Here is a 14,244-nt window from a genome sequence, read left to right as displayed (position 1 = left end):
ATGACAGATAATGCTGTATCAGATTGGATGCTTCCTGTGAGTTTCTACTTTTTGGTGGAATTTCAGAGTAGGTTTGATCGCTTTCAAACCTCATTCACAGAAGTGTCCGGTTTAAATATGCAGTTGAGTACGGAAGAAAAACCCAGTGATGCAGGAATGTGGATTAAAATGCCTGGTGGAACCAAATATGGAAACATAACACTCAAACGCCCTGTTCCGCTGTCAAGCGATGATACTTTTACCCAATGGGTTGACAAATGCTTGCAGGCAGACAAGGGTAAGAGAATGATTCCTTACGACATGATTGTGAAGTTGTTAGGCAAAGACGGAAATCCCTTGATGGGATGGAAATGTTCGTATACATATCCCACACAGTGGAGTCTGGATGCTCTGAATGCGGAAAAAAGTGAGCTGGCCACAGAATTGGTCATTATGAGTTGTAACCGGATAGATCGTATAAAAATCTAAAATTTGATATTATGGCTGTCATCATCAAGGAAATGCATATTCGTACCGTGGTAGAGAAACGTATCGTCACGGAAGCGGAACTTCCGGAAGAAATTATCCGGAAGATAGAGAACCGTGTATTGGACAGGTTGTCTGAAGAAGAAAGAATCGGTCAGTCTGTCAGACAGCGACGGAAAAAGAATAGACGGTAACAATGGATGGGAGTAATCATTAAAAAGGAGTAACATGGGAAAGATGACCATTACAGCCTATACGGACAGCGATTTCAACAGTGAATGTAAATCTGCGTTGGAGTTGCCCGTCAACCCGGCTAAGGTAAAGCTCACCAAAGGGATCTGTTATGCGGAGGATAAACAGTTGGGTAGCCTGAATGGGTCGAATATCTATGTGCGCTACCAGCCCGAAATTTTTAGTTTCGACTGTCTGTTCGACATGACGAACGCCATGGAGGATGATGATGAGAAAAAGCCCGTGCACGATGCGGTGGATGAACTTGAAGAACGGCTGTACGATTATAACACCGAAGGCCATCGCCCCTCGTTTGTCAAGGTGCAATACGGTGATATCACTTTTTTTGGTCAGCTCAAGACACTGGAAACAGAATATACTCAGTTCGCTCCGGATGGCATTCCGCTCCGTGCCGAACTGAAAGTAACGTTGACAGGCTATTGCAGCCAGAAGGAAGAGAAGAAGCATTTCTCTAAACGCTCGCCCGACGTGTCGAGGTTGGTTACACTAAAAGAGGGACAGACATTGGCTGCCCTTTGCTACGAAGTTTACGGCGACCCGCTCTTGGTGGGGCAAGTCGCAAGATTTAATAATTTGAACGGTTATAGGAGTATACCAGCAGGTATGGAAATTCTGTTGCCGATGTTAAAAAAAGAATAAAAATATGGCAGAATCACCTTCTGTAAACAAAGATCGCGTATTGTCTTGCTCCGTCTATTGTAATGGGACGAAGCTGAAAGATACTTATTCGTTAGTGTCCGCCACCGTGCGATTGGAACTGAATCGCATCGGTAAGGCGACACTGAAGTTCAATGCCGGAGATATGGACAAGCAGACTTTCGACGAGAGTGACAACAGTCTGTTTAAGCCCGGCAATACTATCCGTCTGGATGCAGGTAGCACAGACAAGGAAGAAACACTGTTTGACGGTGTAATCATCGGGCTACGCATCATGACAAGCAAGGACTCCCGTTCCTATATGGTAGTAGAATGCCGTGACCATGCCTATCCCGCCACGCAGGGACGCAAAAATTGTATTTTTGAGAAGAAAAAGGACAGCGACATTATCAAGGAAGTACTCTCCACTTATGGTAGCGTGGAGGTGGACGGAACAGATTACCAGCACCCTACGCTTGTACAGTATTATTGTTCGGACTGGGACTTTGCCCTTTCGCGTGCTGATGCCTGCGGACTGTTTGTCTTCACCGAAGGCAGTAATATAAAAGTGAAGAACCCGGAAGTAGGCGGCTCGCCCGTATTGACAATAACTTATGGCACGGACATCACCGCCTTTGACCTCGAACTCACTGCTGATGATCAGTTTACGCAGTACGAGGCGGTGTCATGGTGCCCCAAAACGCAGCGAGTGGTCAAGGTATCTGCCACCACACCCTCGCTTAATAAACAAGGCGACCTCCAGCCGAAAAACATTGCCACCGGCGACAGCCTATTGCTTCAGACCGATGCGCCGACAGATGAAAAGGCATTGAAACAATGGGCGGACGGTATGGCGCTGAAAGCGGGACTAGCACGCTATCGAGGCTCGTGCAGTTTCTACGGCTCCGCAAAAGTGAAGCCCGGTTGCATCATCGAACTGAAAGGTTTGGGTAGGCGATTCAATGGAAATCTGTTTGTAGGCTCGGTAACACATACCATTGAGAACAACGAATGGATGACCGAAACGGGTGCAGGTGTATCCCCTCTGAACATTACCGACGAAACAGACGTGGTATCTCCTTCTGCTTCTGGTTTTCTGCCCGGTTTGCAGGGACTTCATACAGCGGTGGTGAAAAAACTGGACGGCGACCCTTTGAAAGAATGTCGCATACAGGTGGAACTGCCATGGATGGACGGGCGGAATAAGCTGCTTTGGGCACGCTTCTCTACAATGTATGCCACCGGTAATATGGGTACGTTCTTCCTGCCTGAACCGGGCGACGAAGTAGTGGTAGGTTTCATGAATCAGAATCCCGGACACCCCGTGATACTCGGCTCGCTGTATGGCGAGAAGCACAAGCCACCTTACGAATACGAAGGAAGGAACAATACGAAAGCCATTGTCACTCGCGAAAAGATGCAGATAGAGTTCAATGAGGAAAAGAAAATCATAACGGTTTCTACCCCTGGAAAGAATAGGGTGGAAATCAATGACGACGGAAAATACATCAAGCTAGTCGATCAGCACAAGAACGAAATTGTGATGGATAGCAACGGCATTTCTCTTTCGTCCTCAAAAGATATAAGGTTGAAAGCGAAGAGCGGTATCACGATAGATGCTACTTCCAAAATAAGCGGCACCGCCAAATCGGACATCAGCTTGGAAGGAATGAATGTGAAAGTACAGGCAAAGGTAGGTGCATCTGTCAAAGGTAATGCTACGGCAGAACTATCGGCCAGTGGTCAGACTACGGTCAAGGGAGCATTGGTAATGATAAACTAAAAATGAAGAATTCTTTAATAAAAAAAGGAGTAAATTATGCCACTGGCAGCGAGAATAACTGATATGCACACCTGCCCCATGCAGACCCCGGCGTTTCCCACGCCGATACCTCATGTGGGCGGACCGATAACCGGCCCGTGTGTGCCGAACGTATTGATAGGGAAACAACCGGCGGCCGTTGTAGGCGACATGTGCGTCTGCGTGGGACCGCCGGATGTGATAGTGAAAGGGTCGTCCACTGTGCTGATAGGCGGTAGGCCTGCCGCTCGGATGGGTGACAGTACTGCACATGGCGGCACGATAGTCGCCGGATGTCCTACTGTGCAGATTGGAGGATAAATTGAACCCCCAATAAGTAAAATATGGATGATCTGAAAGACCTTATGGACTCCAATACCTTTCTGGGCAGAGGCTGGAACTTTCCTCCCACGCTGACGGAGGATGGGGTGGAGATGGTGACTTACGAGCAAGACATCGAGCAGAGTCTGCACGTATTGTTCAGCACCTCTCCGGGCGAGCGTGTGAATCGTTACGAGTACGGCTGTCCGCTGCGCCGCTATGCTTTCGAACCGATAACTGCGGAGACCACTATCAGGATGCGTAACGATATTACACGTGCGGTTACACTCTTCGAACCACGCATTCTGCTGGAGGAAGTGTCGTTTGAAGAACGCGTGGATGAGGGATTACTATTGATACGGCTCACCTATACTGTTATTCGTACGAATAACCGCAATAATATGGTTTATCCGTTTTATTTGAATGAAGGGACAAATGTATAATGACATAGCTCTATATCTGCCGTAAAACCAATTGTTCTACTGTATTGGCAGAAAACTTCTTTCAGGACAACGGGGAGGATGTAGTTTTCTTGCTCTCTGAAGCAGGTAAACAGTGTGTTGCAGACATTATAGTGGAAGAGGTTTTGAAGTATTTGAGAGAATGATTGTCTATCCAATTGAATGAACGAGCTCGTTTCGATTGTGTAAAAGGTAAAGATACGAGATATAAATAATTAAAAAAAGATAAGGCGATGGCGACCTCCATTAAAACAAACGGCACCCTCCGCACAGACTACGAAGCTGACCTTGCTAGGTTGGATGACTTTTGCGTCATAGAAAGCGACTGGGCCAAGCTGCTGCATCGGTTAGTGAAGGCAAGCAGTGGTATTCGCTACCGTAATACGGATGGGCGGGAAGGTACACTTTGTTCCTTGTTGGAAAATCAGGTGCTGACCGTGCTTGCCGATATTTCACGGAAAAAGTTGTCCGGTTACGGCGATACCTTTGCCGATGCGCAGGGAACAGAACTGCAGACTTTCTATGCTGATAAACTGCGAAAGGATATTGTGGACTGGATAGCCCGATTAGACAATTATATCCACCAAAGTTGGAAGAAAGGAGGTAGTGAAAGTACTGCTGTGCAGACCGCCCGGAAGCTAATGGGGAGTTTGGAGCAGTCGTTGCAGAATGGGAACACTACGGAGAAGAATGGCTATTACCGGATGCTGCGAACTGTGACTACCATACAGGAGCAGGAGGACTATCATCGGCAACAGATAGATGTAAGCGGCGATATGGAACCGACATTGTCCTTACTTGTCGCCCAACAAAAGAACTACAGTGACATTGCTGAAGCATTCAATCACCTCCTTGCCACGTTGCCTGAACTCTACCACCGTGACATCCTGCATGCCATGCCACAAGCGGTAGTACAGGACAATGTCTATCTCATTATTACTCCGGCAGAAGGCTTTGCTGGCTTTATCCTGCCCAAAGGTGAATCGTTTCTAGCTGGGCAAAATGCTGCAGGCGAAGAACTTATCTACCAAACTACGAAAGAAGAATACATTAGTCCGATGCAATGCGTGGCGGTGGAGGCGGTAAATATTTCTCAAAAAAGAGATTCGAGACTGTACAAGCAATCCATACCCCTTGAGGGGATGGATGAAATGCTGTTTATGCACGGCGAGGAACTGCATATCGGCTGGCAAATAGAATCTCCCATGCTTGTTTTGAATGAGGGAGAGCGAAAAGTAAATGTCTGTTTTCGTTTGACTGCCGATAGCCTTGTGCCGGACAGCATATCTGATGGTTGTTTCACTCTGCGATTGAGCGGTGCCGAAGGCTGGATAGAACAATCTTGTAATTGCTTCATTGAAGCTGGTCGACTTTGCTTCGACTTCACCCTGGAATTTGGTGAAGTTGCTCTCGCCCCCTGTGAGGAAGAAACACATAGCATGATAACGGAATATCCCGTTCTCCGTATACTGACGGACAACAGAATCGCCCCCTATGGATGGGCAAGTCGTCTGCAATTTGACAGTGTGAAAATAGAGGTAGAAGTGACCGGTATCCGCAACTTTACTTTCTGCAATGAATTAGGAGAAGTGGATACCTCTCAATTGTTCCAGCCTTTCGGCATTCAGGCTCATAGAGGCACGTGGTTCATCTTTGGTTATGACGAGATGGGGCTGAAGTCTTTGCAGGAGGTCTGCTTGAAAGGCATATGGAAAAAACTGCCTGAAACCAAAGAGGAATTTGATAAGATATACGGAGGCTATGGTACGAATGCTGACGCTTTCCAGATTACTGCAGAATGGCAACAGAAAGGCAGATGGATAACCTGTCATTCGGAGAACCAAGACCTGTTTACATTTGATGATCTTGGCAAGCTTAAACTTGCCGAGATGCGTTTTAACTGCACGGAACCGGGACATAACGGATTCTTTCGCGTTACACTGAATGCCCCTACCATCGGTTTCGGAACAGATGTTTATCGCACACAGTTCACTGATGTGATGATACACAACAGTCGCTGCAAGAAAAAGGAGCGTAAACCAATCCCTACAGAGCCGCCAGTACCACAACTTGCGGAGGTGGAACTTTCATATATTGCCATGGAGGAAATGGTATTGACGAAAATCGGGCAATCATCTATCCGACTGAGCTGCATCACAGAATTGTCCGAACAGAATGCTTGTCCCATTTGCTGTAAACAGGAGCATTCCTTCCTCCCAGCTTTCCCGGCAGACCATCTGCTTTACTTTGCTTTTCGTAATGCCGGGGGAGAAAAAAGTGTACGGATGTATATAGATATGACATTGCCGAAAGAAAAAATACCGTTCTATAACCCGCAATCGGATAAGCGTGTGAAGTCATCCTGGGAACTGTGGAACGGAAACGCTTGGAAAACTGTTATGGACGAGTCCGTCCATATTGAAGAAACTTGCGGACTGACGCAAAGCGGTTTCATCGAAATAAATCTACCAGAGAGGATTAGCGACAAACATGAAGATCAACAAGGCAGGATGTGGCTTCGCGCCGCATTGACAGGTGATGTGTCGGCATGTCTTATCATTCGTGGAATCTGGATAAACTGTATTCGGCTGGAGGCACAGAACGGCGATGGATTACCACTAGAAGTAGGAACGATACAGGGGATGCCGGAAGCGGATGAACGGATTGAAAGTATAGCCCAGCCTCTGCCCGGCTTCGGGAGCAGGCCTGCCGAAACGGAAATGCTATGTGTTGCGCACCAAAATGCACGCATCCAGAATCGGCACCGTGCCCTCACAATAAAGGACTACGAGCAATTGGTGATGGAGCATTTCCCTGAAGTGGACAAGGCTCAATGTATTCCCATTCCGCAAGACAAAGGAGCTTCGGAAATCTGTCTCGTGGTATTTAGTCGTGTGGAGGACGGCCGCTACTACCTCTCCCCAGCATGGAAACTGGCGGAAATACAGCAGCTCGTCAGGCAATATATACCCCCTTTCGTCATCCTGCGTGTGATGAATCCCGTGTATGAGCAGGTGAAAGTGCATTGTAAGGCGGTGCTATGGGATAGTGTGCAGGATGAGGGTAAGGCAATCCGGCAGCTTGTGGTGTTGGCACAGAATTATATTGTACCGTGGTATCGGAATAAAGAAATTCCCTCGCTTTGTCAGTCTTTTTCTTACAAGGAATTGCATGCCCGGATGGTGAATCATGAAAACCTGATGAAATTGGTCGCTCTGGAAGTGAATGGAAAAAGCCTGCCACAAGTAGATATCGGCACCAAAGATATGGTATTTAAAGGCAGCTACCCGTGGAGCGTACTGCTTCCGAAAATAGAAATCGAATTACTTTCTCCCCACAATGGCATCAATTCAGCCGAAATCGGGGGTAATTTCATAATAGGATAGCTTATGGAACGGAATAACCGAAAAGACAGAAATGCACTGAAGGAATACTTCAGAAAAGGCAAAACGCCGACAGAGGAACAGTTTGCCCAACTGATAGACTCCATGTCAAATCTCGTGGAAGACGGGCAAATGGTGAGAACTGCCACCGGGTGGGCGTTTTACCCGTCACAGGCAGGCAGTATGGACATCGGACTCTATACAGAGGAAAACAAACCGCCTGTATGGACACTTTCCGTTACGTCTGAAAAGCATCTGCTGATAAAGAACGAAAAAGGTGAAACGGTGTTTGATGCGGCACAGGACAAATCAATTGTACTGCCTGGAAGCCTGACAGTGGAAGGCGGTGGTGAAGAACCTGTTCCCGGTGGGGAGGATTACCTGAGCATTCCCGCTGACAAGCAGTGGCACCCCCTGCCGCTGAATGCGTCGCGCGAAGGTTTCGGTTGTCGCGTGTATCTTATCTATGCTTCCTTCCGGGAACAGGGTACAGGGCTTTGTAAACTGACACGTGCCACCGCCATCTGGCTGAACCGGATGGAACAACGGATAGAATCGCCTCAGAAGCATTGGTGGGGTTGGGCGGGTGGTATCCGTTTTCGTTGGCTGGATACAAAAGGCGATCCCTGCCTGCAAATGTGCAGCAAGAGACATCTGCCATCTGGTGAGGTGCATTGCCGGATTGTGGAGATATACAAGGGGTAATTGAATATTAAAAAATGGGAATTAGAAATTAAAAATAAGAGCGGGTGGAGATGGAGAGAGATGGGAAGCAACCTTATATCAAGCAGCAGGCGGAAAGTAAAAACCTTTATGCTCGACTGCAAAGACAGACGCTGAAGAAGGTGCAGCGGCTTTCGGGAAAGGTGTGGACAGACTACAATGTCCATGACCCTGGTGTGACGCTGGCAGATATTGCCAACTATACGCTGGCGGAAATGGACTACAAGCTCAGTTTCAGTCTTGCGAACTATCTGACTGCGGAAGACGGGATATTCAATCCGGAACGTTTTGGGCTCTTTCTTCCCAATGAGGTCTATACTACTGCACCCGTCACAGCGGAGGACTACCGCAAGTTGTTCTTCGCCCACGTCCCCGGACTGGATAATGTGTGGGTAGAATGTGATGCAGTAACCGGTAGCTATACCATCAAAATTGTTCTTCCGCCATTTGGCGAAAATGACGAAAATACGTTGATGAAGCAGATCAAGGCGGTGTACAATAGCCATCGAAATCTGTGCGAACACCTTCGAGAGATCATTGTAGTGCAGCCCGAAGAACTAGAGTTCCATGCGGAATTCGAGATAGAGCCGGGAAAGGATGCTTCCGTGGTGTTGGCAAAAATCTATTGGACTATTCTGCATTACCTTTCCGGTGCAGTAAATATCTCCACACCGAAAGAACAGATTGCTTCCGGTATGTCGTCCGAAGACGAGTTGTTGAGGATTGTGCCAGAGAAATGGCTGGAAGGGTCGGAAGATGCTGTACGCGTCATCATCCCCCGACAGCAGAACACCGAATATGAACTGTACAAAAAACTTTGGCAGGTAGAAGGTATCCAGTCGTTCAGCACTTGCTACCTGATGAAGGACGGAGAACCGCTGACTGACTTTTCCGGAGGGTTCAGCTTGAAAATCCCAAAGAAAGAAAAGGAACTGAAGGTACACATCCGCTGTGGACGCTCCACAGAAAAAGTGGAGATAAGGAGGTTCAGGGAATATCTGAAAGCCTTTTACTATACCGGGCTCCGCACCAGAGAGCAGAAGAGCGAACAGAAAGAGTATGACTGGGGTGTCCCTGAAAGCACATACCGCGATGTTTTTTTCCATACACCCATCGCCGGAGAATTCCCTGCGTGCTATCGCCTCTCTCCGAACAGGGAAATACCTACTTCCTTCGAGGCGTACCTGAAACTGTATGACAAGGTGATAGTAGATGGCTTGAAAGAAGTGGAGGACCTGCCATGTCTACTTTCCCTGCTTGCCAAAGACTTTGTCACCCTCATGGAGAAGAGTGACAGAAAACGTGACATTCTTGCACTGAAAAGTCGCTATCTGGATTTTCTTGACCAACTGTACGGTGTGGAGAGCCATCCGGCATGGTTGTCTGAGCAGAACAGTTATGGCGAAACAGAGGAAGGTACATTACTGCGTCGCATGAATTTCTTGCGCCATATAGCCGATTTGACTAAAAACAGGGCGAGGGCAAGGAATATCATTGTCTCCGGCGGTGAAGGTAACGCCCCCACGGTGAAGGAGTGGTTCTGCCTGCTGCTGGGTATCAATGGAAGCGATGAGCATACTGTAAGTAATGTGCTCCCCAGCTACAATTTGCAGTTGATAGAGAAAAAGCCGGATAAGCCTTTGCTCGACAGGATAGACTCCTTGCTTATCGACGAGCGGATACTGGAACTGGATAATGTGATGGAGGTGGATTATGAGGAACTATCAGCAGATGAAGCGGAAAAACGTAAGGAATACAACCGGATGCGGCAGGAACTACCGATATTTAACGAAAACCGGATTAGTGGCGACTTGTTCCGTGGCGGTACCCGTCTGGACAACTACAAGATAGTGAAGGCAGGGAAAGACGAATACATGCTGGTGTTCCAGAATCAAGAACGGAGTGGATGGACCAATCTGGGACGAGCCGATAGCTGGGAACGACTGAACACTCTTGCAAATATATTGCGGAGAACCTTGTGTGACCTGAACCGGGAATGCGAAACCATCTACGTGGTAGAGCCTGTATTGACGGATCCGGAACGCCCCTTCCGTCTGCTGGTGGTACTCCCGATATGGACACAGCGTTTCCATACGCCACGTTTCAGGGAGAAGTGTGGGGAGTTGCTACGGACCATTATTCCCGCCCATTTGACCGGAAACATATACTGGCTGGATGAAGGAGCTATGAGAAAGTTTGAGGGGTGTTACCGGCAATTGATGCGGACTTTGGCCGACAGTGATCTCCGGGATTACGGCAAACAGTTGTTGGATGCCATGTACGAACTGCTGAAAATGGCAATAGAAATACAGAAATTAGATGATAACTATTGATCGCATATCATTTGAGTTTGCTGCTATCGGCGAAGATTTCGTACACGGGTTGTATGCAGACTGGGAAGACTTCTGCCGTAACTGTTTTGAAAAGGTGGTGGAAGAATGTTTCTCGGCTTACGACAAGGATAAGGTTTGGCATGAGATAACACAACTTGACTTGGACCTGGGTGGTATTTCGGAAGATGATTTCTATCAGGAATTTCCACGCCGACTCAGGGAGGAACTACTGAGAGTCATGCCTTCATGGTGTATGCAGACAGCGGATGAAAAGAAAAGGACGGATGCCTCCCGATTGGCTAATCTGCTGTTCTATCTGGAACATGGCTATCTGAAGGTGGAATGGGCGGACAGTGATTTCAGTTTGACGGAAGAATTGGACTGGGCGGTTTCACAACCTATATCATATACAGATGAGATTGTAAAGCTCTGCCTTAAGAAGGAGTATGTGCTCCGTCGTCTGCTGTGGTATATGAATGATGAGAAGGCTCTTGTCAACCTCTGTACTGTCGTACTCCCTGGACTTACCTTCGGCTTGCACGAGAAACGCCGCTTTCTGGAAATAATGTTGGAAATGAAACCCGGCATTCCCGTGCGTTTTATCCACGAGACTGCCGATAGTGCAGGGTTACACAACATGGCGGAACTGCTCAATACCTTATCCGTCCGCCGGATTATGGAAACGGAAGCCGAAGAACATGCTGAGGTAGATTTGCCTCCATACTGGCATTATCTGTATGAATGGCTTGTTAAATATTATCCTTTCAATGGGCTTGCTGTTTTTGGCGGCAAGGGCAATTTTATTCACCATCTGAACCACCGACTGCTCACGTTTATTTATAAACGGAACTACTCCTTTTATCTCTCTAAAGCGGAACTGACAACGGGCTTCTTGCTCGAAGTGTTCGGTTCGGCTTATTATATAGAAGTCTTGAATGCTATTTATGACCTTCAGCCGCACCATGCAGATGGTTCACCTGTGTATGACGGATATTTGAATAGGGAGTTGTATGGTATTTTTTTGCAACTTTCACTACTCAAAATGCCGGCAATGGAAGATGAGAAGAAAAAAGAAACTGTTTCTGGAAAAGAAAAGATAGTCTATCCGGCATCTGCAGAAATACTGACAGCTTATCTGGAAGATACCCAGCGCAGTAATGCGAACAAGTGGATGCTGCTCAGGCTGCTGGTAAAGGAAAAACCGGAAATAACAGTGAATTGGCTGAAAACAGAGATTATCAAGGGGGATGCTGCTGTTTCTGCTTTGGTTTCTGTAATAACTGAAATGGCTGATGACGCTATTATAAACCGTCTGCTTGCTTCCGTTTCTTTCAGAATTGTGGAAGTTGTGGGGCAGGTAAGAGACTATCTGCGAAGCCATGCGTCGGAAATCAGTTGGCTAAGCGGAATAAGCGAATCCTGGTTGAACTTTGTTCTTCGCAAATCAATTCTGCTATGGATAGGAAACGGACACGTTGCCCGGTCGGAATCGGAAAGTATCAGGCAGTTACTGTGTCTGATCTATCAAGAGATGACGGGTGGCGATAAGGAGGAGGATTTTGAAAGATTATCAATGGAATTCTATTTGTTGGAAGAAGACTGGAACGAATTGATCGGGAAGAAGGAAACGTCTTCATTTGCCTCACATATAAAAAGATTAAAAACGCTATTGGCGGATAAAGACGTACCTGAACCGATAAAGCGCAGGATACTCGCTTCATTTTTGGAACAATATAAGGAAAATTATGCTGATGTGGTACTGTCGCTACATGAGCAGGGGGTGTTAGAGGATATGCTCAATTTGATTGGCCAACCCGCATTGGAAGAAATCATTAGGCAGTTACTTATACGAGTCAGTGGCACATATAGGATTACAGAACTGTTGTCATTGCTTTATTGGCTGGTCATTCATGAATCTGATATTTCCACCTATCTGCGGGATACTACATCGGGACTAAAAGTGCAACTGCTTGTATGGTTGACAAGAGTAGCCCAATTGCAAATAGAAGCAAAAAGAACGGTAACCCAAATGCTTCCTGTTCTTCTTGCTGAGTTATTCAGCGAAGAAAATATCCCCTCTGTAATCAGCCTAATTTTGCGGGAACAAGCAGGGGCAACCGAAAATGCGTTATATTATGATATGGAAACGGCATTAGGCTTATTGCTGGATACCGGGCTATCACAATCAAGCAAAGAATATCCTCCCAGACGGGATTTAAAAAAGTGGCTACATCAGTCGGAGGACATTTTGAACGTTGTTCAAACACTGCTGGAAAGCCGTTGGAACACTGATGAAGGCTTTACTGATTGGCTGGAAGACACTGCTGTTTCTGAAGATGTCAAACGGAAATTGTTGCAGAAACTGGCTGTTGAGAAACCACGGGAGTGGATTCGCTTGCTTCGTAAGCAATCCCAAGAGAGCAAAGCGATACTTCTCTCAACTACTTGTTTATCTGCCTCCCAGCTCTTGCAGGGAATGGTACGGGTAGATTTCCACCAGGCATCAATTCTATCGAAAACGGTTGAATGGCTGCAACGCAAGGTGGACAAGCTTACATTCCTGAGCGGAAACAATATGCTACTTTCAACCGCCTTGTCTAAGGCTTTGCTACTCTATATACAGGATGAGGGTACATTAAGCGAAAGGACTTTGACGGAAAACGAAACGCTCTCTAAATTTCTGTCGTATCTGCATCTTGTCTATACGGGAAAACCGGATTATCGGGACGATGCAAAATGGGTAGACTTATCTGGCAGAATAGCAACTGAACAGGAACCCCTTGTTGCTATCATGGAAAGGCAGCCGGAGCAGATGGAGGATTATTTTATTTCTCGTCTGTTCGTTAGAGATCCTATCTATTTGCCTATAGGAAGGATTACAGATACTACTTTGCCGGAAAGTATCAGGAGAAGATTGCTTCACGGTTATATTCGCTTCCAGCCGAAGGAGTTGTCTGATTATATCCGTCGATCGGTGGAACGCAATATTTGGCCTTTGGACAAGTGGCTGGAGTGGATGGACATCAGTGAGTGGATGCGGATATTGGCAAACTTTTCTCTATCACGGGCAGAACTGTTGCAACAGATTATGACTTGGTTATCTGATAATAACCAGATAAAGGAGTCAGAACTGTCAACTGCATTGGCAACTTGTCTTATAAATAACCGTGCAGAAGAATGGATTTATAATAGCAGAGAAGAAACGATATATTCTTTTATACACTCGCTTCCCTTCCTGCAAGCAAAAACAAAAATAGAAAAAGAAATTATGGAAAAGAACATTAAGGAAGAATTGAAAATTACAAAAGTAGAGGATTGTTCATCGGCAGAAGAACAGATGGAATCTCCCGAAGTCCTCTTTATTGGTAATGCCGGATTGTGCCTGCTCTCGCCTTGGCTTCCGCGACTGTTCGTCATGCTTGGGTATTTAGACGGAGAGAAAAGGAATTTCAAGGACACTGTATCGAGAATTCGTGCCGTATTCCTGCTGCAATATCTGGTATGTCCGGAAGAAAAGGAGTATCGTGAGCCTGAACTGGCTTTCAACCGTCTGCTTGTGGCCCTGCCTGCGCATATCCCATTACCGAAACGGATAGAGCTGACTAATGAAGAAAAGCAAGCGGCTGACAGTCTGATGGAAGGCGTGAAAGCCAATTGGTCCAAAATGAACGGTACTTCGGTTAATGGATTCAGACTGAGTTTCATCGTGCGCGACGGACGGCTGGAACAACAGGATGAGAAATGGCTGCTGACGGTTGAAAAACGTGCGTATGACATATTGCTTGATTCCGTTCCTTGGTCATTCAGACAGATACGTTTTCCGTGGCTACAGAAATATGTACAGGCTTTTTGGCATGAAATGTAGGAGT

General features: G+C 46.7%; 10 protein-coding genes. All 10 read left to right on the top strand.

All coding sequences use genetic code 11. From position 1 onward, the window contains the following. The 10 genes from HMPREF9447_RS06710 to HMPREF9447_RS06665 all read left to right on the top strand — a co-directional run bounded on the left by HMPREF9447_RS06710 (position 1) and on the right by HMPREF9447_RS06665 (position 14,240). Positions 1-468 carry a phage tail protein gene (locus HMPREF9447_RS06710; RefSeq protein WP_009128944.1) on the top strand — a complete coding sequence of 156 codons (468 nt, stop codon included), beginning with the start codon at positions 1-3 and terminating at the stop codon, positions 466-468. 11 nt (positions 469-479) lie between these two features. Further along, positions 480-659, top strand: coding sequence for a hypothetical protein (locus tag HMPREF9447_RS06705; RefSeq protein WP_009128943.1), 180 nt, complete (start codon positions 480-482; stop codon positions 657-659). 34 nt (positions 660-693) lie between these two features. Continuing rightward, positions 694-1,356, top strand: coding sequence for a CIS tube protein (locus HMPREF9447_RS06700; protein WP_009128942.1), 663 nt, complete (start codon positions 694-696; stop codon positions 1,354-1,356). Positions 1,357-1,360: 4 nt separating this feature from the next. Continuing rightward, positions 1,361-3,136: a type VI secretion system tip protein VgrG gene (gene vgrG / locus HMPREF9447_RS06695; protein ID WP_009128941.1), complete on the top strand. Its 1,776-nt coding sequence runs from the start codon at positions 1,361-1,363 to the stop codon at positions 3,134-3,136. Between the two features lie 36 nt (positions 3,137-3,172). Next, on the top strand, positions 3,173-3,475 hold the full coding sequence (locus HMPREF9447_RS06690) for a PAAR domain-containing protein (RefSeq protein ID WP_009128940.1): 303 nt from the start codon (positions 3,173-3,175) through the stop codon (positions 3,473-3,475). 23 nt (positions 3,476-3,498) lie between these two features. Beyond that, complete coding sequence (locus tag HMPREF9447_RS06685; protein WP_009128939.1) at positions 3,499-3,918, top strand: GPW/gp25 family protein; 420 nt, start codon at positions 3,499-3,501, stop codon at positions 3,916-3,918. A 251-nt stretch (positions 3,919-4,169) separates the two neighbouring features. Next, positions 4,170-7,322, top strand: a complete 3,153-nt coding sequence (locus HMPREF9447_RS06680; protein ID WP_009128938.1) for a hypothetical protein — start codon at positions 4,170-4,172, stop codon at positions 7,320-7,322. Between the two features lie 3 nt (positions 7,323-7,325). Beyond that, positions 7,326-8,024 carry a hypothetical protein gene (locus tag HMPREF9447_RS06675; protein WP_009128937.1) on the top strand — a complete coding sequence of 233 codons (699 nt, stop codon included), beginning with the start codon at positions 7,326-7,328 and terminating at the stop codon, positions 8,022-8,024. A 50-nt stretch (positions 8,025-8,074) separates the two neighbouring features. Continuing rightward, on the top strand, positions 8,075-10,375 hold the full coding sequence (locus HMPREF9447_RS06670) for a hypothetical protein (protein ID WP_009128936.1): 2,301 nt from the start codon (positions 8,075-8,077) through the stop codon (positions 10,373-10,375). Next, positions 10,362-14,240, top strand: coding sequence for a contractile injection system tape measure protein (locus HMPREF9447_RS06665; RefSeq protein ID WP_009128935.1), 3,879 nt, complete (start codon positions 10,362-10,364; stop codon positions 14,238-14,240). The genes HMPREF9447_RS06670 and HMPREF9447_RS06665 overlap by 14 nt, the downstream gene beginning before the upstream one ends. Positions 14,241-14,244 lie beyond the last annotated feature (4 nt).

Source organism: Bacteroides oleiciplenus YIT 12058, from assembly GCF_000315485.1.
GTDB lineage: Bacteria > Bacteroidota > Bacteroidia > Bacteroidales > Bacteroidaceae > Bacteroides > Bacteroides oleiciplenus.
This window is presented reverse-complemented; position numbering and strand designations above follow the sequence as displayed.

Excerpts from the sequence above, each read along its gene's own strand:
- HMPREF9447_RS06710 (WP_009128944.1), top strand. The coding sequence starts at position 1 with ATGACAGATAATGCTGTATCAGATTGGATGCTTCCTGTGAGTTTCTAC.
- HMPREF9447_RS06705 (WP_009128943.1), top strand. The coding sequence starts at position 480 with ATGGCTGTCATCATCAAGGAAATGCATATTCGTACCGTGGTAGAGAAA.
- HMPREF9447_RS06700 (WP_009128942.1), top strand. The coding sequence starts at position 694 with ATGGGAAAGATGACCATTACAGCCTATACGGACAGCGATTTCAACAGT.
- vgrG (WP_009128941.1), top strand. The coding sequence starts at position 1,361 with ATGGCAGAATCACCTTCTGTAAACAAAGATCGCGTATTGTCTTGCTCC.
- HMPREF9447_RS06690 (WP_009128940.1), top strand. The coding sequence starts at position 3,173 with ATGCCACTGGCAGCGAGAATAACTGATATGCACACCTGCCCCATGCAG.
- HMPREF9447_RS06685 (WP_009128939.1), top strand. The coding sequence starts at position 3,499 with ATGGATGATCTGAAAGACCTTATGGACTCCAATACCTTTCTGGGCAGA.
- HMPREF9447_RS06680 (WP_009128938.1), top strand. The coding sequence starts at position 4,170 with ATGGCGACCTCCATTAAAACAAACGGCACCCTCCGCACAGACTACGAA.
- HMPREF9447_RS06675 (WP_009128937.1), top strand. The coding sequence starts at position 7,326 with ATGGAACGGAATAACCGAAAAGACAGAAATGCACTGAAGGAATACTTC.
- HMPREF9447_RS06670 (WP_009128936.1), top strand. The coding sequence starts at position 8,075 with ATGGAGAGAGATGGGAAGCAACCTTATATCAAGCAGCAGGCGGAAAGT.
- HMPREF9447_RS06665 (WP_009128935.1), top strand. The coding sequence starts at position 10,362 with ATGATAACTATTGATCGCATATCATTTGAGTTTGCTGCTATCGGCGAA.